The organism is Sphingobium sp. WTD-1 (assembly GCF_030128825.1).
Lineage (GTDB): Bacteria > Pseudomonadota > Alphaproteobacteria > Sphingomonadales > Sphingomonadaceae > Sphingobium.
In genome coordinates this window covers 2,867,085-2,890,639 of sequence record NZ_CP119127.1, presented here as the reverse complement: position 1 = coordinate 2,890,639, position 23,555 = coordinate 2,867,085, and the positions used below count along the sequence as shown (strand labels likewise).

Annotated in this window: 23 protein-coding genes; 13 read left to right on the top strand and 10 right to left on the bottom strand. The window is 65.4% G+C overall.

Annotated elements, in window-relative coordinates; translation table 11 throughout:
* Nucleotides 1-86 precede the first annotated feature (86 nt).
* The 5 genes from N6H05_RS14345 (at nucleotide 87) to purC (ending at nucleotide 5,660) form a co-directional block, all read left to right on the top strand.
* Nucleotides 87-1,811, top strand: a complete 1,725-nt coding sequence (locus tag N6H05_RS14345; protein ID WP_284110109.1) for a glycoside hydrolase family 15 protein — start codon at nucleotides 87-89, stop codon at nucleotides 1,809-1,811.
* Nucleotides 1,808-3,214 (top strand): alpha,alpha-trehalose-phosphate synthase (UDP-forming), encoded by a 1,407-nt coding sequence (gene otsA / locus N6H05_RS14340; RefSeq protein WP_284110108.1) that lies wholly within the window; start codon nucleotides 1,808-1,810, stop codon nucleotides 3,212-3,214. Before N6H05_RS14345 ends, otsA begins: the two co-directional genes overlap by 4 nt.
* Before the next feature lie 35 nt (nucleotides 3,215-3,249).
* Nucleotides 3,250-3,384, top strand: a complete 135-nt coding sequence (locus N6H05_RS14335) for a hypothetical protein (RefSeq protein ID WP_284110107.1) — start codon at nucleotides 3,250-3,252, stop codon at nucleotides 3,382-3,384.
* 91 nt (nucleotides 3,385-3,475) lie between these two features.
* Nucleotides 3,476-4,750 carry an aminotransferase class V-fold PLP-dependent enzyme gene (locus tag N6H05_RS14330; RefSeq protein WP_284110106.1) on the top strand — a complete coding sequence of 425 codons (1,275 nt, stop codon included), beginning with the start codon at nucleotides 3,476-3,478 and terminating at the stop codon, nucleotides 4,748-4,750.
* Between the two features lie 127 nt (nucleotides 4,751-4,877).
* Nucleotides 4,878-5,660 (top strand): phosphoribosylaminoimidazolesuccinocarboxamide synthase, encoded by a 783-nt coding sequence (gene purC, locus N6H05_RS14325; RefSeq protein ID WP_004207352.1) that lies wholly within the window; start codon nucleotides 4,878-4,880, stop codon nucleotides 5,658-5,660.
* Between the two features lie 45 nt (nucleotides 5,661-5,705).
* Here the strand turns inward: purC and N6H05_RS14320 are convergent, their stop codons facing one another.
* Nucleotides 5,706-6,458, bottom strand: a complete 753-nt coding sequence (locus N6H05_RS14320) for a sulfite exporter TauE/SafE family protein (RefSeq protein ID WP_284110104.1) — start codon at nucleotides 6,456-6,458, stop codon at nucleotides 5,706-5,708.
* Between the two features lie 71 nt (nucleotides 6,459-6,529).
* Entirely contained in the window at nucleotides 6,530-7,744 is a 1,215-nt protein-coding gene (locus N6H05_RS14315) for an MFS transporter (RefSeq protein WP_284110103.1), read from the bottom strand.
* A gap of 92 nt (nucleotides 7,745-7,836) precedes the next feature.
* Here N6H05_RS14315 and N6H05_RS14310 point away from each other — a divergent pair, with 92 nt between their 5' ends.
* On the top strand, nucleotides 7,837-8,601 hold the full coding sequence (locus N6H05_RS14310; protein ID WP_284110102.1) for an AraC family transcriptional regulator: 765 nt from the start codon (nucleotides 7,837-7,839) through the stop codon (nucleotides 8,599-8,601).
* Between the two features lie 4 nt (nucleotides 8,602-8,605).
* Here the strand turns inward: N6H05_RS14310 and N6H05_RS14305 are convergent, their stop codons facing one another.
* The gene (locus tag N6H05_RS14305; protein ID WP_017499503.1) at nucleotides 8,606-8,758 is read right to left on the bottom strand and encodes a hypothetical protein; all 153 of its coding nucleotides are present in this window, start codon (nucleotides 8,756-8,758) and stop codon (nucleotides 8,606-8,608) included.
* 154 nt (nucleotides 8,759-8,912) lie between these two features.
* Here N6H05_RS14305 and purS point away from each other — a divergent pair, with 154 nt between their 5' ends.
* From purS to N6H05_RS14290, 3 genes are all read left to right on the top strand, one after another.
* On the top strand, nucleotides 8,913-9,146 hold the full coding sequence (purS, locus tag N6H05_RS14300; RefSeq protein ID WP_004207358.1) for a phosphoribosylformylglycinamidine synthase subunit PurS: 234 nt from the start codon (nucleotides 8,913-8,915) through the stop codon (nucleotides 9,144-9,146).
* Between the two features lie 3 nt (nucleotides 9,147-9,149).
* Nucleotides 9,150-9,824 carry a phosphoribosylformylglycinamidine synthase subunit PurQ gene (gene purQ / locus N6H05_RS14295; RefSeq protein ID WP_284110100.1) on the top strand — a complete coding sequence of 225 codons (675 nt, stop codon included), beginning with the start codon at nucleotides 9,150-9,152 and terminating at the stop codon, nucleotides 9,822-9,824.
* A 147-nt stretch (nucleotides 9,825-9,971) separates the two neighbouring features.
* Nucleotides 9,972-10,502 (top strand): hypothetical protein, encoded by a 531-nt coding sequence (locus N6H05_RS14290; protein WP_284110098.1) that lies wholly within the window; start codon nucleotides 9,972-9,974, stop codon nucleotides 10,500-10,502.
* A gap of 11 nt (nucleotides 10,503-10,513) precedes the next feature.
* Here the strand turns inward: N6H05_RS14290 and N6H05_RS14285 are convergent, their stop codons facing one another.
* The 4 genes from N6H05_RS14285 to wecB form a co-directional block, all read right to left on the bottom strand.
* Nucleotides 10,514-12,658: a GumC family protein gene (locus tag N6H05_RS14285; RefSeq protein ID WP_284110097.1), complete on the bottom strand. Its 2,145-nt coding sequence runs from the start codon at nucleotides 12,656-12,658 to the stop codon at nucleotides 10,514-10,516.
* Nucleotides 12,658-13,386, bottom strand: a complete 729-nt coding sequence (locus N6H05_RS14280) for a polysaccharide biosynthesis/export family protein (protein ID WP_284110095.1) — start codon at nucleotides 13,384-13,386, stop codon at nucleotides 12,658-12,660. Before N6H05_RS14280 ends, N6H05_RS14285 begins: the two co-directional genes overlap by 1 nt.
* A gap of 117 nt (nucleotides 13,387-13,503) precedes the next feature.
* Complete coding sequence (wecC, locus tag N6H05_RS14275) at nucleotides 13,504-14,799, bottom strand: UDP-N-acetyl-D-mannosamine dehydrogenase (RefSeq protein WP_284110094.1); 1,296 nt, start codon at nucleotides 14,797-14,799, stop codon at nucleotides 13,504-13,506.
* A 71-nt stretch (nucleotides 14,800-14,870) separates the two neighbouring features.
* The gene (wecB, locus tag N6H05_RS14270; RefSeq protein ID WP_284110092.1) at nucleotides 14,871-16,007 is read right to left on the bottom strand and encodes a non-hydrolyzing UDP-N-acetylglucosamine 2-epimerase; all 1,137 of its coding nucleotides are present in this window, start codon (nucleotides 16,005-16,007) and stop codon (nucleotides 14,871-14,873) included.
* A gap of 150 nt (nucleotides 16,008-16,157) precedes the next feature.
* Between wecB and N6H05_RS14265 the strand changes: the two genes are divergently transcribed.
* Complete coding sequence (locus N6H05_RS14265) at nucleotides 16,158-16,292, top strand: hypothetical protein (protein WP_284110091.1); 135 nt, start codon at nucleotides 16,158-16,160, stop codon at nucleotides 16,290-16,292.
* Nucleotides 16,293-16,297: 5 nt separating this feature from the next.
* On the opposite strand, the gene N6H05_RS14260 is transcribed toward N6H05_RS14265, so the two are convergent.
* Nucleotides 16,298-17,146: an ABC transporter permease gene (locus N6H05_RS14260; RefSeq protein ID WP_284110090.1), complete on the bottom strand. Its 849-nt coding sequence runs from the start codon at nucleotides 17,144-17,146 to the stop codon at nucleotides 16,298-16,300.
* 113 nt (nucleotides 17,147-17,259) lie between these two features.
* Here N6H05_RS14260 and N6H05_RS14255 point away from each other — a divergent pair, with 113 nt between their 5' ends.
* The gene (locus tag N6H05_RS14255; RefSeq protein WP_284110089.1) at nucleotides 17,260-17,952 is read left to right on the top strand and encodes a GcrA family cell cycle regulator; all 693 of its coding nucleotides are present in this window, start codon (nucleotides 17,260-17,262) and stop codon (nucleotides 17,950-17,952) included.
* 51 nt (nucleotides 17,953-18,003) lie between these two features.
* On the opposite strand, the gene N6H05_RS14250 is transcribed toward N6H05_RS14255, so the two are convergent.
* Together N6H05_RS14250 and N6H05_RS14245 are read right to left on the bottom strand one after the other, a co-directional pair.
* Nucleotides 18,004-19,182: a M48 family metalloprotease gene (locus N6H05_RS14250; protein WP_284110088.1), complete on the bottom strand. Its 1,179-nt coding sequence runs from the start codon at nucleotides 19,180-19,182 to the stop codon at nucleotides 18,004-18,006.
* Nucleotides 19,183-19,297: 115 nt separating this feature from the next.
* Complete coding sequence (locus N6H05_RS14245) at nucleotides 19,298-20,140, bottom strand: outer membrane protein (protein ID WP_284110087.1); 843 nt, start codon at nucleotides 20,138-20,140, stop codon at nucleotides 19,298-19,300.
* A 153-nt stretch (nucleotides 20,141-20,293) separates the two neighbouring features.
* Between N6H05_RS14245 and parE the strand changes: the two genes are divergently transcribed.
* On the top strand, nucleotides 20,294-22,273 hold the full coding sequence (parE, locus tag N6H05_RS14240) for a DNA topoisomerase IV subunit B (RefSeq protein WP_284110086.1): 1,980 nt from the start codon (nucleotides 20,294-20,296) through the stop codon (nucleotides 22,271-22,273).
* Nucleotides 22,270-23,544, top strand: coding sequence for a serine hydrolase (locus tag N6H05_RS14235; protein WP_284110085.1), 1,275 nt, complete (start codon nucleotides 22,270-22,272; stop codon nucleotides 23,542-23,544). The genes parE and N6H05_RS14235 overlap by 4 nt, the downstream gene beginning before the upstream one ends.
* Nucleotides 23,545-23,555: the final 11 nt, after the last annotated feature.

Genomic DNA, 23,555 nt, shown 5'->3' with positions numbered 1-23,555 from the left:
ATATCCTGGCCGGAAACGAGCGTGATCTCGACCTCTGGCCAATCGGAAACTGCCAGGCTTCCGCCCTGATCGACCGCGCCGGGCGCATGATCTGGGCCTGCGTGCCGCGGGTCGACGGCGACCCTGTCTTCTCAGCCCTGCTCGACAACAAGCATTGGGACAGCAAGGAAGCCCGCGGCTTCTGGGCGATCGAGCTGGAAAATTGCGTCGCGGTCGAACAGCATTATATCCGCAATACACCGATCCTGGTCACCCGCCAGAGCGACGGCCAGGGCAATGCGATCGAGATTTTCGATTTCTGCCCGCGCCACAAGCATAAGGGCCGCATGTATCGCCCGGTCGCCTTCGCGCGCATCGTGCGCCCCGTCGCCGGCAGCCCGCGCATCCGCGTCCGCCTGCGCCCCACGACCAGTTGGGGCAAGGAAAATGTCCCGGTCACCTACGGCTCCAACCATATCCGCATGGTCCTGTCTTACATGGCGATGCGGATATCGACCAATGCGCCGATCGGCCTCATTTCCCAGGAAAGCTGGTTCCGGCTGGAATCCGACATGCATTTCTTCATGGGGCCGGATGAAGGTTTTTCCGACGCGCTGCGCCCGGCGATCGAGCGGATGCTGGACGACACCATCCTGGAATGGCAGCTCTGGGTGCGCGGCCTCGCCATCCCGCCCGAATGGCAGGAGGCGGTGATCCGCTCCGCCATCACACTCAAGCTCTGCCAGCATGAGGAAACCGGCGCGATCGTCGCCGCGCTCACCACCTCCATCCCCGAACATGCCGACAGCGGCCGCAACTGGGACTATCGCTACTGCTGGGTGCGCGACGCCTATTATACGGTCGAGGCATTGAACCGGCTCGGCGCCCTCGACGTGCTGGAAACCTATCTCGTCTATCTGCGCAACATCGTCGACGGCGCCAAGGGCGGCCATATCCAGCCGCTCTACGACGTGCGCGGCAATGCCACGCTGCATGAATGGGAGGCCGCGCATCTGCCCGGCTATCGCGGCATGGGGCCGGTGCGGGTCGGCAATGCCGCCTATGAACAGATCCAGCATGACGCCTATGGCCAGATCGTCCTGTCCTCGGTCCAGGGCTTCATCGACCGGCGCCTGCTGCGCATGGCCGGCCATGCCGATTTCGAGGCGCTGGAGGCAGTGGGCGAGCGCGCCTGGCAGGTTTATGACCAGCCGGACGCAGGCCTGTGGGAATTGCGCACCCGCGCCCATGTCCACAGCTATAGCGCGGTGATGTGCTGGGCCGCCTGCGATCGTCTGGCCCATGCCGCCACCGCGCTCGACCTTCCGCTGCGCGCCGCCCATTGGGAAAACCGCGCCGAAACCATGCGCGCCCGCATCATAGAATCCGCCTGGCGCGCCGACAGCAAGGCGATCTCCGCCAATTTCGAGGATGACGCGCGCGACGCGTCGCTGCTGCAACTGCTCGACCTGCGCTTCCTGACCGCCGACGATCCGATGTTCGTCGGCACGCTCGAAGCGCTGGAAAAGGATCTGCGTCGCGGCAACGACATGCTGCGCTACAGCGCACCCGATGATTTCGGCGAGCCGGTCACCGCCTTCAATGTCTGCACCTTCTGGCTGATCGAGGCGCTACACCGCACCGGCCGGACCGAGGAGGCACGCGAACTGTTCGAGGAGATGTTGTCCCGCCGCACCGCCGCCGGCCTGCTGTCCGAAGATATCGATCCCCAAAATGGGGAACTCTGGGGAAATTACCCGCAAACCTATTCGTTGGTCGGCATCATCAACTGCGCCGTCTTGCTAAGCAAACCGTGGAGCGTGATGCGATGAGCCGTCTGATAGTCATTTCCAACCGGGTCAGTCGCCCCAATGGCGCCGCCAACCAGGGTGGGCTGGCCGTCGCACTGGCCCAGGCGCTGCGCGAAAGCCGGGGCATATGGGTCGGCTGGTCAGGCGGCACGACCGACAATTTCACCGGTCATATCGGCTTTGCCGAGGATGAGGGGGTCAAGACCGCGACGATCGACCTGGAAGAACAGGACGTCGACGAATATTATAATGGCTATGCCAACAAGACGCTGTGGCCGCTGTTCCATTATCGCATCGACCTGGCCGAATATGCCCGTGATTTCGAGGGCGGATACAACCGCGTCAACCAGCGCTTCGCCGACACCGCCACGCCTCTGATCGAGCCCGAGGACGTCATCTGGGTACAGGATTATCACATGATCCCGCTCGGCCAGATGCTGCGCGACAAGGGACTGAAGAACCGCATGGGCTTCTTCCTGCACATTCCCTGGCCGCCGACCCGCCTGCTGGTATCCCTGCCCCATCATACCAAGCTGGTCAGCACCCTCTTCGCCTACGACGTCATCGGCTTCCATACCGAGGAATGGCTGGAATCCTTCCGCCATTATGTCGAGCGCGAGATGGGCGGCACCGTCGACGGCGATTTCGTCACCGTCGGCGATCGCACCATCCAGGCCGTCGCCTGCCCGATCGGCATCAATGCCGAGGAGTTCAAGCAGGCTGCGACCAGCGACGCAGCGGTCGAAATGCACCGTCAGGTCCGCGCCTCGCTGCAGGATCGCTCGCTGATCGTCGGCGTCGACCGGCTCGACTATAGCAAGGGCCTCGAAGAGCGGTTCAACGGCTATGCCCGCTTCCTGAAGGATCATCCTGAACATCATCGCCGCGTCGTGCTGGCCCAGATCGCCCCGCCCTCGCGTGGCGAGGTGGAAAGCTATCAGCAGATCCGCGCCACGCTGGATTCGCTCGCCGGGCGGATCAACGGCGAATATAGCGATGTCGACTGGACGCCGATCCGCTATGTCAACCAGGGCTATCCGCGCGACAAGCTGGCCGGCATCTATCGCTCCGCCCGGATCGGGCTGGTGACGCCGCTGCGCGACGGCATGAACCTAGTTGCCAAGGAATATGTCGCGGCCCAGAACCCGGACGATCCCGGTGTCCTGATCCTGTCCCGCTTTGCCGGTGCGGCGATGCAACTCAAGGACGCTCTGCTCATCAACCCCTATAGCCCCGAAGAGATGTCCGACGCGATCGACCGGGCGCTGGCCATGCCGCTCGACGAGCGCAAGCGGCGCTGGCGGGCAATGATGGACAGCGTCGAGCAGCAGGACATCAGCTGGTGGCGCAGGGCCTTCACCGATCGACTGGCAGCGACCCGGCAGGAAGAGCCGGAGGCCGAACCGGAACCGGCCACCGAATGATTGAGATCAGGCACCGGTCCCGCTAGGCCGGTGCCATGCATAGCGAAGATGATGACGAACCGCGCGGCCTGTGGGCCGCCATCAGCGCCAAATCCGGCCTGATCATTGGCAGCATCGGCCTGATCGCCTGGCTGGCGCTGATCTGGTTCATGTTCGGCGACGTGCTGTAGCGTGCCCCTGCGGATTTCCCCTTGCGCCTCGTTGAACCAGCGGCAGACATGATGCCGCTCCGGCTTCGGGAGCGCCAAATAGGGGATGTCCATGCTCGATCGCCGTTCCTTCCTGGGCAGCGCCGCTGCCGCCTCGCTCGCCGCGCCGATCGGGGCGCAAGCATTGACCAGCGTGCCGCTACCGGCCGCCGATCTCCATGCGAAGAATGAAGATGCCTATTGGGCGGCGCTGCGCAAACAGTTCCTGATCCCGGCCGATGTCGTGAATCTCAATGTCGGCACGGTCGGTTCCTCGCCGCGCCCGGTATTGAAGGCGATCTTCGACGGGTTCGAGACGACTAAGCAGATGACCCAAAAAGGGTCGGAGGATTATCCGATCTGGGGCTATGGCGCCTGGGACCAGTATCGCAAGCCCTTCGCCGACTTCATGGGCGCGAAGGTCGAGCAGATGGCGATCCTGCGCAACTGCACGGAGGCCAACAGCTATATCGCCAATGGCTTCGACATGAAGCCGGGCGACGAAGTGCTGATATCCGACGAGGAACATGGATCGGGCGAAATGCCCTGGATGCTGCGGTCGCGCCGCTATGGCGTGGTGGTCAAGAAATTCGCCATGCCCAAGCCGCCGAAGAACGCCGCCGAAATCCTCGACCGCATCAACGACGCAATCACGCCGAAGACGCGGATCATCTTTGTCAGCCATATCAGCACCTCGACCGGCGTAGTGCTGCCGGCCAAGGAGATTGCCGCGCTCGCCCGGTCGAAGGGGATCATCTCCGCCTTCGACGGCGCCCATGCGCCGGGCATGATGAAGGTCGACCTCAACGATATCGGCTGCGACCTCTATACCGGGTCGATGCACAAATGGCTGTTCGCGACCAAGGGCACCGGCTTCCTCTATCTGCGCGACAAGAGCGTGATGGACCGGGTCTGGAACACGATCGCGACCGGCGGCTATGACGACCCGACCCGCATGGCGGACCGTTACATGCAGATCGGCTCCTCCTGCATCCCGACCTTGATGGGCCTCAACGCCGCGATCAGCTTCGCCGACAGCATCGGCATGGAGCGGATCGAGGCGCGCAACCGCATGCTCGCCGACTATATCCATGCCGAGATGGTGAAGCGCGGCGCGCAGGACTGGACCTCGCCCGATCCGGCGCTGCGCTGCGCGATCGCGACCGTCAACGTTCCATCGGTGCAGCGGATGGAATTGCAGGACTGGCTCTGGGAAAATCACAAGGTGCGCATTCGCGGCGGCAACCCCAGCAAGCTGCGCCTTGCCACCCCCTATTTCCTGAGCAGGGCGGACATTGACCGCTTCCTCGGCCTGTTCGACGAATATCGGAAGATGAAGGGGGCATAGCTGCCACAATTGCACCCCCGCCTATATTGCTCTATGGGCCTGCCCAAGCAGCCCCGGCACCCGCTGATCCTTTCCGATTCGCGTTTGCCGGGGCAAAATCTTTTGTAAGAAAAAGACAGGAACGCGCATGGCCCGTCGCCGCCAGATCTACGAAGGCAAGGCAAAGATCCTTTACGAAGGCCCCGAGCCCGGCACGATCATCCAATATTTCAAGGATGATGCGACCGCCTTCAATGCCCAGAAGAAGGGCACGATTTCGGGCAAGGGCGTGCTCAACAACCGGATTTCCGAGCACATCTTCACCCTGCTCGGCCAGATCGGCGTGCCAACCCACTTCATCCGCCGCCTCAACATGCGCGAACAGCTCGTCCGCCAGGTCGAGATCGTGCCGATCGAGGTCGTGGTGCGCAACGTCGCCGCCGGTTCGCTGTCGAAGAAGCTCGGCATCGAGGAAGGCACCCAGCTGCCGCGCACGCTGATCGAATATTGCTACAAGGATGATGCGCTGGGCGACCCGCTGATCTCCGAAGAGCATATCGCCTGCTTCGGCTGGGCCACGCAGGAAGAGATGCACGACATCGCCGACATGGCGATCCGCATCAACGACTTCATGTGCGGCCTGTTCGCCGGCATCGGCATCCGCCTGATCGACTTCAAGCTGGAATTCGGCCGCCTCTATGACGGCGATTACAGCCGCATCATCCTGGCCGACGAGATCAGCCCCGATGGCTGCCGCCTGTGGGACATGGCGACCAACGAGAAGCTGGACAAGGATCGCTTCCGTCGCGACCTCGGCGGTGAAGTCGAAGCCTATCAGGAAGTGGCGCGCCGCCTGGGCCTGCTGCCCGAAGGGCTGGACACCACCGTCCTCGACCTCGACACGCATCGCAAGAAGCGCGAGAAGGACTGATCTACGAAAAGGCTGGCCGCAGCGCCGGCCTTTTTCTTTCAGCTCTTAGGCGAGGATGGCATCCGCCATCAGCTTGAGCCCCAGCAGCACCATCAGCGCATAGATGAGCGTGTAGAAGCGCGCGGCGTCGACCCGCCGGACTAGCCAGACGCCGGCGAAGGTCGAGACCACCGCCACCGGCACCAGCAGCGCCGTCGCCATCAGATTGGCATGGGTGAACTGGCCCAGCGCGGCATAGGCCGGCACCTTCATCCAGTTCATGACAGCGAAGGCGACAGCCGTGGTGCCGACCAGCATGTCGCGCGGCAGCTTCTTGGGCAGCACCCACATCTGGAAGGGCGGCGATCCGGCATGCGCGATCTGGCTGGTGAAGCCGCTGGCGACGCCGAACAGCGTGCCGACCCAGCCCGGCGAGGTCGAGGGCAGGACGATCGCCCCGCCCCGCTCGACCCAGAGCCGCTGTAACCCGAACAAGGTGGAAATGGCGCCGAGCGCACCCAACACCGCCGTTTCGGAGACTTGCGCCGCGAACCAGTAGCCCAGTCCGACGCCGATCGCCATGCCGGGCAGCATCACCGCCAGGATATGCCCGTCCCAGCTGCGGCGGAAGGCCCAGACGCTGACCGCATCCTGCAGGATCAGGATCGGCAACAGGATCGCCGCGCCGCGCACCGGGTCGACGCCCAGCGCCATGATCGGCATGGCCAGCGCCCCGACACCGGCAAAGCCGCCCTTGGCGAGCCCCGATATGATGACGGCGATGATGGCACAGGCGAAATAGAGAAGGTCGGGACTCATGCCCCTGCCTTATAAGCAGTTGCCTGCAAAGAGAATAAGCGGGGCGACCTGGGCCACCCCGCCCGTGACATTCAGTTCCGCTCGCGTCCCAGATTGGGCAGGAAGGCGGTGAGCAGGCCGATCGCCGGCAGGAAGGCACAGACCCGGAACACCATCTCGATGCTGCTATGGTCCGCCAGCCAGCCCAGCCCGGCCGCGCCCAGCCCACCCATGCCGAAGGAGAAGCCGAAGAACAGGCCCGAGATCATGCCGACCTTGCCGGGCACCAGTTCCTGCGCGAAGACGACGATCGCGGGAAAGGCGGAGGCGAGGATCAGGCCGATGATGACGGTCAGCGGCCCGCTCCAGAACAGCCCGGCATAGGGCAGCGCCAGGGTGAAGGGCAGCGCCCCCAGGATCGAGAACCAGATCACATATTTGCGCCCGAAACGGTCGCCCAGTGGCCCGCCCGCGACCGTGCCGACCGCCACCGCTGCCAGGAAGGCGAACAGATGGAGCTGCGCATTCTGCACCGACAGGTCGAACCGCTGGATCAGGTAGAAGGTGTAATAGCTGGTCAGACTGGCGAGATAGACATATTTGGAGAAGATCAGCGCCAGCAGGATGGCAATGCCCCGCGCCGCATGACCGCGCGGCAGTTCGATGTGCAGCGCGCCGGCGCCACCGACCTGCAGACGGCTGAGGCCATGATGGCGATACCAGTTGGCGACATTCCACAGCACCGCGCCCGACAGCAGCGCCAGCAGCGCGAAGAAGGCCAGGCTCGACTGGCCCCAGCGCACCACGACCAGCGCCGCCGCCAGCGGCCCCAGCGCCTGCCCGGCATTGCCGCCGACCTGGAACAGTGACTGGGCCAGCCCATGGCGACCGCCGGCCGCCATCCGCGCCACCCGCGAGGATTCGGGATGGAAGACCGAGGAACCGACGCCCAGCAGCGCCGCGCCGACCAGCACGAGGCCGTAGCTGTGCGCGATCGACAGCACGGTCAGCCCCGCCAGCGAGAAGAACGTGCCGCCCGGCAGCGCCATCGGCGTCGGCCGCTTGTCGGCATAGAGGCCGATCATTGGCTGCAGGATCGATGCCGTGATCTGATAGACCAGGGTCACCATGCCGATCTGGCCGAAGCTCAGATGTAGCTCGCTCTTGAGGCCCGGATAGATGGCGGGAAGCAGCGACTGCATCATGTCGTTGAGCAGATGGCAGAAGCTGATCGCCACGATCACGCCAAATGCCGTGCCGCCCGCTGCCAATTGTGCGCCTGCCTTTTCTATCCTTATCTCTTTCATTGTCGGTTCCTTTCTGAGGCCGGACCGATTAGCGCTTCCCTTCTCGTCCCGCTTCCGCATATGGGCCAATCTCTTTTGCGATCAGGACAATCATGGACCAGCGGCACCCGGACGATCATGAGCATGTGCCCCGGCCGGTGGTCGGCATCGGCAATGATTATCCGCCCTCCTTCGAACTGGCCGAGCATCAGCATCGGCGCGGGCAGTTGCTCTATGCGGCGTCCGGCGTGGTCGCGGTCAGCACCCCGCAGGGCGCCTGGGTCGCGCCGCCCGAACGGGCCGTCTGGATTCCCGGCGGCACGCCCCATGCGGTGCGGATGGTCGGCGCAGTGCAGACGCGCAGCGTGCTGGTCGACCATGCCGTCTATCCCGGCCTGGCCCGGTCCTGTCGGGTGCTCGGCGTGTCGCCGCTGTTGCGCCAGTTGCTGGTGGAGGCCGCCCATGTGCCAGTGGAATATGAGGAAGCGGCGCGCGACGGCCTCGTCATGCGGCTGCTGGTAGCGGAGATACAGCGGGCGCCGCTGATCCCGCTCGCCGTCCCCTTCCCGCGCCATGCCGCGCTTGCCGCCCGCTGCCACGCCTTTGTCGAACGGCCCGATGCCCATGTGACGATCGACCAATGGGCCGACGCGCTGGCGATGAACCGGCGCCGCTTTACCCGGCTGTTCCGGCAGGAAACGGGGATGAGCTTCGCGCAATGGCGGCAACAGGCCTGCCTGTCGGCCGCCCTGCCCCGGCTGGCGGCGGGCGAACCGATCACGACTATCGCGCTGGACCTGGGCTATGACGGGCCGGCCAATTTTTCGACCATGTTCAAGCGCGCGCTGGGAGTCTCGCCCAGCCGCTACTGCCCCTGAAGGATCAAGCGGACTTGGCCCGATAACCGATCAGCAAGCCGAAGCAGAACGTCGCCAGCAGCGCCAGCTGAACTCGTCCATGCGGGTCGTCATAGCCGACAATTTGCTGCCCCCAGGCAAAAAGTCCCACAAACATCGCCAGTGCCAGACCGGACATGCCCCATATCCCCGCAAAAAACCCGGCGATCAGATTATCCTCAGCTTCCTAAGAAAGTCATAATCTCTTGCCTGCGCGCCGCGCCGCGCCTAGGGGGAGCGGCAAAGTTCATCCCCCCGCATCGGCGGGCGGCATGCCAAGGAGTTTGCACCTCATGAAAGCCCGCATCTTCGTCACTCTCAAGGGCGGCGTCCTCGATCCGCAGGGCCGCGCGATCCATCACGCGCTCGAAGGTCTGGGCTTTGGCGGCGTCAACGACGTGCGCGCCGGCAAGCTCATTGAACTGGATCTGGCTGATGGCACCAGCGACGAGGATATCGACGCCATGTGCCGCAAGCTGCTGGCCAACACGGTCATCGAAAATTATCGCATCGAAAAGGTGGCCTGAGCCATGAAGAGCGCCGTCATCGTCTTTCCGGGCAGCAATTGCGATCGCGACCTGGCGGTGGCGTTCGAGGCTGCGACCGGTTCCAAGCCCGCCATGGTGTGGCATCGCGATACCGAACTGCCCGACGACATCGACCTGATCGGCGTGCCCGGCGGCTTCTCCTATGGCGACTATCTGCGTTCCGGCGCGATGGCCGCCCGCTCGCCGGTGATGCAGGCCGTCGCCCGTGCCGCCGACCGGGGCGCCTTTGTCCTGGGCATCTGCAACGGCTTCCAGGTGCTGACCGAAAGCGGTCTGCTGCCCGGCGCACTGCTGCGCAACGCCGGCGGTCATTTCGTCTGCCGCGATGTAGCCCTGACCGTCGAGAACGCCCAGAGTGCCTTCACCAGCCGCTATGCCGCTGGCGAAGCGATCAGCTTCCCCGTGGCCCATCATGACGGCAATTATTTCGCTGACGACGCCACTCTCGATCGCCTCGAAGGCGAAGGCCGCGTCGCCCTGCGCTACGCCGAAAGCGTCAACGGCTCGGCCCGCAACATCGCCGGCGTCCTCAACGAAGCGGGCAATGTGCTGGGCATGATGCCCCACCCCGAGCGCGTGATTGAGCCGGCTCATGGCAGCACCGATGGCCAGCGCCTGTTCGCCGGCCTGGTGGAAGGCCTGCTCGCCCGCGCCTGATCCACCGGATCGTAATCACAAAAAAGCCCGCCACGCATCAGCGCGGCGGGCTTTTTTTATGTCCGGCTGCGGCGATGCCGGCATCGGTCCTGACTTGCATCACTCCCCTTTGTTCTTCACGAGATGGACAATGGTTAAGGGGGATCAATGATCAGCAAATCGCGCGCGCACCTGATGGCCTTACTGCTGTTGCCGATGGCCGCTCAAGCCGCCGAACCCGGCACGATCGCCGTTCCCACAGCGGTCCTTGCGCTAAATGGCTGCTGGGAAGGCGAAGGCAGCGTGATGGGCAAGCCGGTCAGCGTGTCCATCCGCAGCCAGCCCATAACGCTCGACGCGATGCTCGCGCTCGATGTGGAAAGCAGCGCCTTGGCCGATCCCAAGGATCGCTATGCCGCGCATCTGATCTTCGGCGGCACCGGAAAATCCCATCCGATCATCGGTTTCTGGGCCGACAGTTTCGGCGGCGCCTTCACTGCCCTTGGCGAAGGCGAAAGCCAGCCCGATGGCTTCGACATCGACTATGCCTATCCCGACGCGACCTTCGTCAACCGTTGGCGCATCAAAGGCGCGCAACTGACATGGAGCATCGTCGCGCGGGACGAGGCAAATGCCGAAAAGCCCCTCGCCAGCTACAGCCTCCGCAAGGTTGCATGCGCGCCCGTCAAGGCGCGCTAAACAATCAGGCTCTAACCGCCCCGGTGATAGTCATAATCATAGGCCCGGCCATGCGCCTTGGTCAGCACGGCGCCGACAATCGAGCCGCCGGCCCGGCGCAGCCGTTCCACCGCCACCCGCAGACCGCCATGATGGTTGCGACCCCATTCGACCACCAGCAGCGTGACCTGCACCTTGGCGGCGAGCAGTTGTGCGTCGGACATGCCCAGGATCGGCGGCGCGTCGATCAGCACCGTGTCATAGCGGTCGCGCACCGCGCCCAGCAGCGCATCGAGCGCCGGAGTGGAGAGCAATTCAGCCGGATTGGGCGGCACCGCGCCACAGGGCAGCAGTGATACGCCGGCGACACCGCTGTCGAGGATCAGATCCTCGACCTTGCCCTGGCCGGTCAGCACCTCACTGATGCCGCGCGTCGCGGTCACCCGGAACAGGCTGTGCTGCACCGGCCGGCGCATGTCGGCGTCGATCACCAGCACCTTCTTGTCCAGCCGCGCCAGCGCGCGGGCCAGCGCGTTGACGGTCAGCGACTTGCCTTCCTCCTCCTGCGCGCTGGTGACCAGGATGGAGCGCGGCAGGCCGGCAACCGATGCCAATTGCAGCGACGCCGCGATCGGCGCGAAGATGTCGGGCGCGCTCGGCTGGTCGCCGGTGGTCGGCACTGCGCCCAGCAACGGCAGGTCGACCCGCTCCGCCAGCGTATCGGCCGAGGTCACCGCATCGTCGAACATGTGCCGCGCCGCGATCAGCAGCAGGCCCAGCAGCATGCCGCCGAGCAGCGCGACCAGCATGATCTGGCCGGCATGGGGGGCAAAGGGCGTGGTCGGCACCGCCGCCCGGTCGAGCGGCTGGATGCGGCCGGCCTGGAAGCCCGCCTGCGACGCCATGTCGCGATAACGCTGCAACAGGCTGTCATGCAGCAGGCGATAGGTTTCGACCGACCGGCTCATCATGCTCATCTGCATGTCGCGGCCGCGCTCGACCCGTGCATCGCCTTCCAGCGCGGCGATTTCCGAAGCGATCTGCTTCTCGCCATGCGCCGCCACCTCATATTCCTGACGCAGCGACGCGCGGATGGTGTTGGCCATGGCCTCGGCCTGATCGTCAAGCGCCGCCAGCCGCGCCCGCGCCTCGCGCATTTCGGGGTGGGCATCCTTGCGGAACTGCCGTTCCTCGACCAGCGCCGCGCGCGCCTGCGCCCGTTCCGCCATCAACTGCTGCATGGCGCCGTTGCCCAGCACCTCGGGCAGCGTCTCCGCGCTCGCGGCCTTGGCGCTTTCCCAGCGCTTCTGCGCGGCGATACGGTCGGCGACCGCCTGCGCACGGAAGGCGTTGAGCTGCGCCAAGCGCGCTGCGGTCGACCCTTCCGGCACCGGCGCGGCGTCGGGCTTTGCATCCTTGCCGTCGCTCTTCTTGTCCTCGTCCGTGGCCGCCTCGACCGGCACCGCGCCGGTGCGCGAGGCGTAGACCGCCAGATCGCGCTCGGCCCGTTCCAGATCCTTACGCGCGCCATCCAGCTCGCCCAGCAGGAAACGACGCGCCTGCACGCCAGACTCAAAGCCGCGCTTCAGGTCCGCCCGGATCAGGCTGTCGGCATAGCTGTTCGCCACCCGCGCCGACAAGGCCGGATCGGCGCTGACGAAGCTGATGCGCAATACCCGCGACTTGCCCGGCAGTTCGACCTGCAGATTGTCGCGCAGCAGCTTGATGACCTGCTCATGCTCAACCTGGCGCTGGGTCAGGCTGCCCTGCCCCTGTGCCGGCCGGCGCGCATCCATGCCCTGGAAGAAGACCGGGCTGCCGACCAGCGCCAGATCGCGCGCGACATCCTCGGCCAATGCCCGACTGCGCAGCACTTCCAGCTCGGTCTGCATCATGCTTTCGGTATCGGCCGCGCTGACCGGCTTCTGCATCGCGCCGGCGCCGGCGGCCCCCGCCGGCACATCCTCCACCTCGACCGAGGCGGTCGCGCGATAGTCCGGCGTCGACAGCAGGATATAGATGACGCCCGCCAGCACGCAGAGCGCCATGGTGACGAACAGGATCACCCTGTGCCGCCGCACCACGGTCCATGTGCCGCGCGCGCTCTCGACAAAGCGGGTGGTGCGATCCTCCTCCCCGGCCTGACGCTGTTCCAGTTCGATGATCCGGGACACCATCAATTGCCTCCGTCTATGGCGATGAAGCCGGTCGCGACGGCGGGAATGGCGATCAGCGCGCCGCCAAGGAGAGCCTTGGCGCGCGACAGGCCGACGATCACCAGATCGCCGGGAAGAATTTCAGGATCGGGCGCCTCGCCCTTGCGGATGGCGCCCAGGTCGAAGGTCGCCGCCTGGCGCTGCCCCTCGACGGTGCGGACCACCACTACCTGCCCCAGGCTCGCCAGCCGGGTCGGGCCATGGGCCAGCGCCACCGCCTGGATGAGGCCGATCCGTCCCTCGATCGGGAACAGGCCGGGCTCGCGCACCTCGCCATCGACGGTGATGCGGCGGCCGACCGCCTGCTTCACGAACACCGTGACCTGCGGCGACACCAGATAACGCTCGCCCAGCCGTCCGGCGATCACGTCCGACGCCTCGCCGGCAGTCAGTCCGCCGATCGACACATCGCCGACCAGCGGCATGCGGACCATGCCGGCCGCGCTGACCCGCGCATCCTCCAGCGACAGGTCGGGCTCATGATAGACCTGGATGCGCAGCACATCGTCGGAACTGATGACATAGTCGCGGCCCACCGCGGCGGGCGCGGGCATCAACGCATAGGCGGCCTCGCCGCGCGGGGCATCCTCCACAGTCGAGCAGCCGGCCAGCAGCATCGCCGCTGCCGCGACGGCGCTGCCCTTCATGCCCTTGCCATAGTGCCCCAAAATCTGGCGCTTCATGCGCATCAACACCCCATTGCGAACCGGGTGCGGCCCGCAAAAGGGCCGCTCGGCTCGGGGGTTAGCGACGCGGCACCGTCATGGCAACCGCGCGGGGGGCAGGACGAACCGCCCGGCCGACGATCAGACCGCGATGCGCTGCGCGGCAGGCTCGGGCTGACGACGCGGCTGGTCGGGCCAGATGCCGCGCGTATCATAGACGGCCTTGCCGGCACGTTCGTCGACGGGAACGGATTTGAACATGTCATGATCGACAAGAATGATGAACACACCGCATTGTTCCAGAGCCGTATCGAGATCGATCAGTTCGGCGCCGGTGCCGGCGAACTCCATCGGTAGATCCTGGGCATAGGGTTCGACCAGCTTGACCCGCTTGCCGTAGCGGCGGGCGAGGCGGCTGGCGACCTTGACCGCCGGGCTTTCGCGGAAATCGTCGATGTTCGGCTTGAAGGCGAGGCCGAGGCAGGCGACATCCTCGCCGGCAAAGGCGTCGATCATGTCGGACGACTTGGCCACGACATAATCGGTCTTGCCGTCGTTCACCTCGCGCGCGGTGCGGATGATGCGGGCATTTTCCGGGTCGCCATGGACGATGAACCAGGGATCGACGGCGATGCAATGGCCGCCAACGCCCGGCCCCGGCTGCAATATGTTGACGCGCGGATGGCGGTTGGCGAGGCGGATCACCTCCCACACGTCGATGTCCATGCGGTCGGCGATCACCGACAATTCATTGGCGAAGGCGATGTTGACGTCACGGAAGCTGTTTTCCACCAGCTTCACCATCTCGGCCGCCCGCGCCGTGGTGGTGATGCAGGCGCCACGCACGAACTGGCGATAGAAGCCCAGCGCCTTGCGCGCACAGCGCGGCGTGATGCCGCCGATGCAGCGATCATTGTCGATCAGCTCGACCAGGATGCGGCCGGGCAGCACCCGCTCGGGGCAATAGGCGATGGCGATGTCGCCCGCGACGCCGGGCGCCGGCATCTTGAGGTCGGGGCGCAGTTCGGCAATCAGGTCGCGCATCGCCTCGGTCGTGCCGACCGGCGAGGTGGATTCCAGGATCACCGTATCGCCGGCCTTCAGCACCGGCGCGACGGTCCGCGCCGCCTGCAGCACATAGGAGATGTCGGGCGCGCGGTCCTCGGCCACCGGGGTCGGCACCGCGATGATGAAGACGTCGCTGGCCTCGACGCTAAGCGAGGCGCGCAGATTGCCGCGTGCCACCACGCCCTGCACCAGGCCGTCCAGATCGACTTCCTCGATATGAACCCGACCCGAATTGACCGTCTCGACCACATGGGCGCTGACATCGACACCGACGACCTGCGCCCCGCCGCGCGCGATCAGCGCCGCAGTCGGCAGGCCGATATAGCCCAGGCCAATGACGGAAACCTTCTGCTTGCTGTCGACGGGCATGGGGGAGATAATCCTTCATTCACCAAAATTCGGAGCGACATTGCCCGGAAATGTTGAAGATTTGGGTAATGTCAGGCGGCAAGATGCGCCGCGCCGGCCGTTCCTGCAATAATCTCCGCGATCCGCTCAGCCGCCTTCCCGTCGCCGAACGGGTTATGGGCCCGGGCCATCGCCTGATAGGCGGCATCATCGTCGAGCAGCGCCAGTACCTCGCGCACGATCCGGTCCCGGTCCGCGCCGACCAGCTTCGCCGTGCCGGCCTGCACCCCTTCGGGCCGTTCGGTGGTCTCGCGCATCACCAGCACCGGCTTGCCGAGCGAGGGCGCCTCTTCCTGCACGCCGCCGCTGTCGGTCAGCACCAGATGGCACAGGTCGAGCAGACGGACGAAATGGGGATAGTCGAGCGGTTTGATCATCGCGACATTGGGCAGGTCGCCCAGCACCGCATCCATCACCGGACGGACATTGGGATTGGGATGGACGGGGAAGATCACCGCGACATCGGGCCGCGCAGCGATATCGGCGATGGAACGCGCGATCGCCTCCATCCCGTCGCCGAAATTCTCGCGCCGGTGGCTGGTGACGGCCACGATCCGCTTGCCGGCGAAACGCGCCGCCAGATCATCAAGGCCGCTGGCCAGCGCCGGTTCGCCATGGACCCGATCGACCGTCGCCAGCAGCGCGTCGATCACGGTATTTCCCGTGATATGAATGCCGGCCGCGTCGCGATTTTCCCGCAGCAGCGCATCTGCGGCGGCGTGGGTTGGCGCAAAATTCATGTCGGCGATACAGGCGACGACGCGGCGATTGACCTCCTCGGGCCAGGGATGATGGATGTCGCCGCTGCGCAGGCCGGCCTCGACATGGGCGACCGGGATCTTGCGATAATAGGCCGCCAGGCTCGCCACCATCGTCGTCAGCGTGTCGCCGTGCACCACCACCCGGTCGGGCTTCTCCTCGTCGAACGCCTCGCCCAGTGCGACGATCAACTTGGCGGTCAGCCCGTCCAGCGTCTGGTTGGGCGTCATGACGTCCAGATCGATGTCGGGCACGATGCCGGCAATCTCCAGCACCTGGTCCAGCAGGCCGCGATGCTGCGCCGTCACGATCACGCGGGTGTCGATATCGGCACGCGCCTTGAGCGCATGGATCACCGGGAACAGCTTGATCGCTTCCGGCCTTGTCCCAAATACCAGCGCTACCTTCATCTTCGCCCCATCCTGCTGCGGTTTCCGCCCCATCGCAGAAATTCGTAACCATCGCCTGAACGCGCAGCGCTTTTCCTGCCCGCGCCGTTGATGCTATCGGCAGGGCCTCCCCTACCCGACGCTATGGATCGCCAGCATGACAGCCATCAAATGGAACGCGCCATGATGTGGCCCTGGCAAGAGGAAGGGCCTGAGCACCTTCCTCCGCTGCGCCACTGGCTGCTGGCGGCCATACTGATCCTCGGCGCGATGCTGGCCGTGCCGATCTTCGCCGCGCTCACCTGACGCCGTCAGGCCTTGAGCTTCCAGCCCTTGCGCAGCAGCACATAGCAGAGCAGCGCCAGCCCGGCATTGAGCGCCAGCAGCACGACGCTGCCGACCAGCACATTGCCGTCCGCCGCCGCGACGAAGCCATAGCGGAAACCGGAAATGGCGTAGAAGAAGGGGTTGGCGTGGCTGATCGCCCGGAAGAGCGGCGACAGGCGGTCGATCGAATAGAAGGTGCCCGACAACAGGGTCATCGGCCCGATCACGAAATTGGTGATGGCGGCGGCATGATCGAATTTTTCCGCCCAGATCGACGTCATCACGCCGATGAACGCGGTCAGGCTGGCGCCCATCAGGCCGAACCAGATCACCGCCCACAGATGCGTCGGCGTCACATGCACGCCCGGCCACAGCGCCATTGCCCCCCACAGCGCCAGACCGACCGCGACCGCACGCGTCACCGCCGCGCCGACCAGCGCCAGCAGCAATTCGCCCACCGACAGCGGCGGCATCAGATAGTCGATCAGCGTCCCCTGCATCTTGCCCGCCAGCAGCGAGAAGCTGCTGTTGGCGAAGGCATTGTTCATCATGCCCATCATCATCAGGCCCGGCGCGATGAAATCGGCAAAGGGCACGCCCAGCACCTGACGGTTCGCACCGCCCAGCGCGATGGCAAAAATCACCAGGAACATTAGCGTGGTAACGGCCGGCGCCCAGATCGTCTGGAGCTGCACCTTCATGAAGCGCCGCACCTCCTTGCGGTAGAGCGCGCGCATGCCGGCCCAGTTGACGTTGCGGATCACCAACTCCCCCGGTTCATGGAAGGGAACGGGTGCGGGATGGGCGGCTGCAATTTTGGGCTGGTCGTTCATGATGGGATCGACTATCGGCTGGTCCGTTATGCCGCAAGGGCGTTCTGCGCGGTTGGAAGTCGCGCCTGCATGCCCCATATAGGGCGCATAGCACAGATTGTGAGGAGTTTTCATTGTCCTGGACCGACGAACGTATCGACCAGCTCAAGGCGATGTGGGAAAAGGGCCTGACCGCGAGCCAGATCGCGGACGAACTGGGCGGCGTCAGCCGTAACGCGGTAATCGGTAAGGCGCATCGCCTTGGCCTGCAGTCGCGCCCGTCCCCGGTGAAGGCCAACGAGGCGCCCAAGAAGGCCGCGCCCGCCCGCAAGCCGGCAGCCCTTGCCCCGGAAGCCGAAGCGCCCCGCGCCGCCGCGCCCGTGGCCGCCCCGCCGCCGCCGCCGCGTCCGGCCCCGGTCGCCGCACCGGCTGCGCCTGCCGCGCCGGCTGCCGCCGCTGCGCCCAGCGACGCGCCCGCCGCGCCGCCCCAGCCGCGCATCGTATCGGTCGGCCCGGGCGGCTTCCTGCGTCAGGGCCCCGGTGACCAGCAGGCACCGATCCCGCCGGCGCCGCCGCGCCGTCTGGTGCCGGCCAAGCCGAGCGCCGAAATTGCCGGCAAGACGAGCCTGCTCGACCTGACCGAACGGATCTGCAAGTGGCCGATGGGCCATCCGGGCGAGCCGGACTTCCATTTCTGCGGTGAAGCGGTGAACCCCGGCTTCCCCTATTGCGTCGAGCATTGCGGCCGCGCCTATCAGGCGCAGCTGCCGCGCGGCACGCGCCGCCCGCCCCCGCCGCTGCCTTTTGGCGGCCCGCGGGTGCGCTGAGCGCAACGAGACAAGGAAGGCCGCCCCACCGGGCGGCCTTTTCTTTTGTCCCTATTTGCCGACCAGTTGCGGATTTTCCGCCTTCCAGACCATCGCGGCATGGACGCGCCGCTCGACGCTGGGATGATCGTAGAACAGGATTTCCTCCAGTCGCGAGGGGGATGAGGCGCGGTATTCGATCGTCTTGACCAGCGCCTTGGCCAAGCCATCGGGTTCATGCGCGACCTTGAGCGAGAAACGGTCGGCGGCATTCTCGTCATAGCGGCTAATGCTGTTCATCAGCGGCACCAGGACTATCCCGACCACCGCCGCCACCGCCCAGGCCACCGGCATATGTGCCGGATCGCTGATCGCGCTACCGGCGCCGAACCAGCGCGCCGCCACCGGATAGAGCCGGTCGACCAGGAAGAAAAGCAGCATCGCCAGCAGGCTCATGCCGCCCGCCAGCCACAGCACATGATGTTCGGCATAATGGCCCATTTCATGGCCCACCACACCGCGCACCTCGGCCAGGTCGGCGCCGCGCTTGAACATGACATCACTCATCGCCACCCGCGCCGTGCCGAGCAGGCCGGAGACATTGGCGGTATAGCGTTCCGACTGCTTCGACCCGTCATAGATATAGATTTTGTCGCCCGGCACGCCGGCACGATGGGCCAGTTCGACCACCGCATCGCGGGTCGGCCCGGCGGGCGCTGGCGTATATGTATTGAACAGCGGCTCGATCGCCACCGGCGCAATCACCACCATCAGGATGATGCCCAGCACCACCACCAGCCCCGACCAGGCCCACCACCAGCGCGGCGTCCGCCGCATCAGCGCACAGATGGCGACCGCCAGCAGCGCCAGCAACGGCAGGCTGATTGCAGTCGACAATATGTCCTCACCCAGCCAGCCGTCAAAACCCTGGCTGGTCAGCCCATAGCTGCGCTCGCGTCCCCAATTGGCGTAGATGGACCAGGGCAGTTCGATCAACCAGTCGAGCAGGAAGAAGAGCAAGGCGGACAGAAACACCGCCAGATTGGGGCGCCGCACATGCACCCGCCGACCGAGCCGCACCAGCAGGCCGCTGCGCCAGATCAGCGCCATGGCGACCAGTGTCACCACCATGCCCCACAGCAACAGCCAGTGGCCGCCCTGGGTATAGGCGATCGCCCGTTCATGCTGGGCCGGCGACAGCGTCGCCAGATAGGCGGCGGTCGCCGCATCGGGGTTGAAACCTGCCGCCATATTCTCGACCTCCCGCCATATCCTGTCGGCGGGAAGCTATGTCGGGCGCGGGATCAGGTAAAGATCACAACAGGAAAGGGCCGGAACATCGCCCCGGCCCCTTCATTGCGGCGGATCAGAAGCGGAAGCTGGCGGTCGCCATCAGGCTCTGATTGTCGAACTTGTCGCCACGGTTGATGCTGGTGCCGCCGGATGGCGTAATGATGAAGGGGTTGGTCGCGGGCGCGCCGCCCTGCCCCACATCGACGCGATAGTCGCCGGTATTGTAACGGGTCCAAAGATAGCGCGCGCCGATCGAGAAATTCTGCGCGACCTTGGCCTCGACACCGCCGCCCATCGTGTAGCCCCAGGCATCTTCCTTGCGATCATATTCGGTGAAGCTGTTGGCGGTGTTGCTGGTGTCGAAATGATTCTTCACCTTGGCATAGGCCAGGCCGCCGGTGATGTAGGGCATGACGCCGCCATCGGTGGTATAGCCCAGCCGCGCGCGCAGATTGGCGTTCCAGCCGATCCGCCGGGTCATGGTATAGCTGGCCGGCGTGGTCGAATATTCGGTCACGCTGTCGCTGACATAGGCCTTGCCCGCTTCGCCGACGATGCCCGCGACGATATTGCCGAACTGCCGGTCATAGCCGACATGGCCCATCCAGCCGATCGCATCCTTGTCGCCATTGCAGCCGCTGGCCGGCGTCGCGCCCCGTGCCGAACCGCCGCAGGTGCCGGGCGAAAAGGCATTGGCCCCGGCCGCCGTGGTGACGACATTATCATAATTGCCGTCCCCGTCCGTGTCGAAGCGCAGATGTTCGCCACCATCACCTTTCGACCAGTTATAGCCAAAGGAGCCGCCGACATAGGGGCCGGTCCAGTCGACCTTGCCGCTATCCTGCTGCGCCATTGCCGGCGTCGCCAGGGCGAGCGCCAGCGTGGCGCCGATCGGCGCAAAATGCTTGAATGTCATGAATTTCTCCAGCCTGACCTTGGGAATATACCCTGATGGAGGTAACCGACCGGACGGCCGATTTGTTGCACCACGGCTTGTAACAATTGATTGCTGACGATCACGTGCGCGCAGCGCTTGCGCCCGACGCCCGGCTGCCTATAGCTTGGCGGAATGTCCGAAGACCTGTTCGCCTCCGCCCAGTCCACCACCTCGCCGGGCTATGACGCCTCCACCATCGAAGTGCTCGAAGGGCTGGAGCCGGTCCGGCGCCGTCCGGGCATGTATATTGGCGGCATTGACGAGCGCGCCTTTCACCATCTCGCCTCCGAAGTGCTCGACAACAGCATGGACGAAGCCGTCGCCGGCCATGCCACCCGGATCGAGATCAGCCTGGAACCGGGCAACAAGCTGACCATCACCGACAATGGTCGCGGCATTCCGGTGGACGACCACCCGAAATTCCCCGGCAAGTCGGCGCTGGAAGTCATCCTCACCACGCTCCATTCGGGCGGCAAGTTCGAGGGCAAGGCCTATGCCACCTCGGGCGGCCTGCATGGCGTGGGCATCAGCGTCGTCAACGCCCTGTCGATCAAGACGGTGGTCGAGGTAGCACGCAACAAGGAGCTGTTCCGCCAGAGCTTCAGCCAGGGCCTGCCCACCAGCGGGCTGGAAAAGGTCGGCGCCGCCCCCAACCGGCGCGGCACCGCGGTTAGTTTCATCCCTGACAGCGAAATTTTCGGCGAGCAGAAATTCAAGCCGGCCAAGCTCTATCGTCTCGCCCGGTCCAAGGCCTATCTGTTCGCCGGGGTCGAGATACGCTGGAAATGCGCGCCCGAACTGATCGGTGACGACACCCCGCCCGAAGCGGTGTTCCAGTTCCCCGGCGGCCTGGCCGACCATCTGAAGGAGCAACTGGGCGACCGCGAATGCGCCACCACCCAATTCTTCTCGGGCAATCAGGATTTTCCGGGCGAAGCCGGCCGGGTCGAATGGGCGGTCGCCTGGCCGCTCTGGTCCGACGGCAGCTATAGCTGGTATTGCAACACCATTCCCACGCCCGATGGCGGCACCCATGAAAACGGCCTGCGCGCCGCGCTGGTGAAGGGCATCCGCGCCTTTGGCGAACTGGTGGGGCAGAAGAAGGCGAAGGACATCACCGCCGACGACATCATGACGTCATCGGAAATCATGCTGTCGGTCTTCATTCGCGATCCCCAGTTCCAGAGCCAGACCAAGGATCGCCTGACCAGCCCGGACGCCGCGCGCCTGGTCGAAAATGCCGTGCGCGACCATTTCGACCATTTCCTGACCGACCATATGGACCGGGGCAAGGCGCTGCTCGCCTATGTCATCGACCGCATGGACGAGCGCCTGAAGCGCAAGCAGGAAAAGGAGGTCAAGCGCAAGACCGCCACCAGCGCGCGCAAGCTGCGCCTGCCCGGCAAGCTCACAGATTGTTCGAATGATGACCCGGAAGGCGCTGAAATCTTTCTGGTCGAAGGCGACTCGGCCGGCGGATCGGCCAAGCAGGCCCGCGACCGCAAGACGCAGGCGATCCTGCCCCTGCGCGGCAAGATCCTCAACGTCGCCTCAGCAAACACCGCCAAGATATTGGCAAACCAGGAAATTGCCGACATGATCCTGGCGCTGGGCTGCGGCACACGCAAGGATTGCAACCCCGACAATCTGCGCTACGAACGCATCGTCATCATGACCGACGCCGATGTCGATGGCGCCCATATCGCCACCCTGCTGATGACCTTCTTCTTTCAGGAAATGCCCGAACTGGTGCGCCGCGGCCATCTCTTCCTTGCCCAGCCGCCGCTCTATCGCCTGACCGCCGGCGGCAAGAGCCTCTATGCGATGGACGATGCCCAGCGCGAGGCGATGCTGGCCAAGGAGTTCAAGGGCAAGAAGGTCGAGATCAGCCGCTTCAAGGGGCTGGGCGAAATGAACCCGATGCAGCTGCGCGAGACCACCATGGACCCCAAGACCCGCAGCCTCATCCGCATCACCCTGCCCGACGATATCGAGGATCGGCAGCAGGTGCGCGATCTGGTCGAGCGGCTGATGGGCACCAACCCGGCCCATCGTTTCGCCTTCATCCAGGAAAATGCAGCAGCGGTCGATGAGGAAGCGATTGACGCATGAGGCTGCTGGCGGCCGCGCTTGTCCTCATCGGGATGGCGCTGCTGCCCGCCCGCGCCATGGCTGACCCCAGCCCCGCCTTTCGCGCGCGCGCCACGCAACTGGTGACCATCCTCGCCGGCCCCGGTAACGAAGCCGACTTCTTCTCCCCCGTTTTCATCGACGCGATCCCGGTCGACCGCTGGCGTACACTCGCCGCCGACCTGCGCCGCCAGCATGGCCGCCCGGTCGCGCTTGGCGCCGTCACCCAGCAGAGCGCAACCGCCGGGCAGATGGAGGTCCGCTACGAACGGGCGATCGTCGCGATCACGCTGGTGATCGCCCCCGATCCGCCCAATCGCGTCGTCGGCCTACGCATCATCGGCAGCCGCCAGGCCGATGACAGCATGGCTGCGGTGCTGCGCGACATCGCCGCCCTGCCCGGCCGCAGCAGCTTCGCCATCGCCCGGCTGACCGATGCCGGTCCCGTCCTGCTCCAGTCGCACCATCCCGACCAGCCGATGGCGACCGGCTCCTCCTTCAAGCTGACCGTGCTGGCCGAACTGGCGCGTGCGGTGCAGGCCGGCGAGCGGCGCTGGAGCGACGTCATGCCGCTCGGTCCGAAAAGCTTTTCCGGCCGGCTGATGGCATGGCCCGATCACGCGCCGATGACGCTGCACAGCCTGGCGACCGCGATGATCGCCGAAAGCGACAATAGCGCGTCGGACACGTTGCTGCTGGGCCTGGGCCGCGACAAGGTCGATGCCATGCGCCAGCGCTTCGGCATCGCCGATCCCCGCAGCCTGCCTATGCTGACCACGGCCGAGGCCTTTGCCCTCAAGATGCCGGCCAATGCCGAATTGCGCCGCCGTTATGAGGGCGGAACCATCGCCGATCGCCGCGCCCTGTTGCGGGAGGCCGCCGCCCGGCTGACCGCGACCCATGTGGATGTCGGCACCGTGTCGGAAAATCCGGTGGCGATCGACACGCTCGAATGGTTCGCCAGCCCGCTGGAGGAAATCGCCCAGCTTGACTGGCTGCGCCGCAACGGCGGCGACGCCCTGTCGATCATGGCGGTCAATCCGGGCATCGCCCCCGCCAACGCGAAACGCTGGCGCTATTTCGGCTATAAGGGCGGCAGCGAACCCGGCGTCATTGCCATGAACTTCCTGGTGCAGGCGCAGGACGGCCAATATTACGCGGTCAGCGGCGCCTGGAACGATCCGGTCGCCCGCGTCGACGAAGGCCGCTTCGTCATGCTGATGACGCGCGCGCTCAACCTGCTGGCCGACTGATCGCCCGGTCC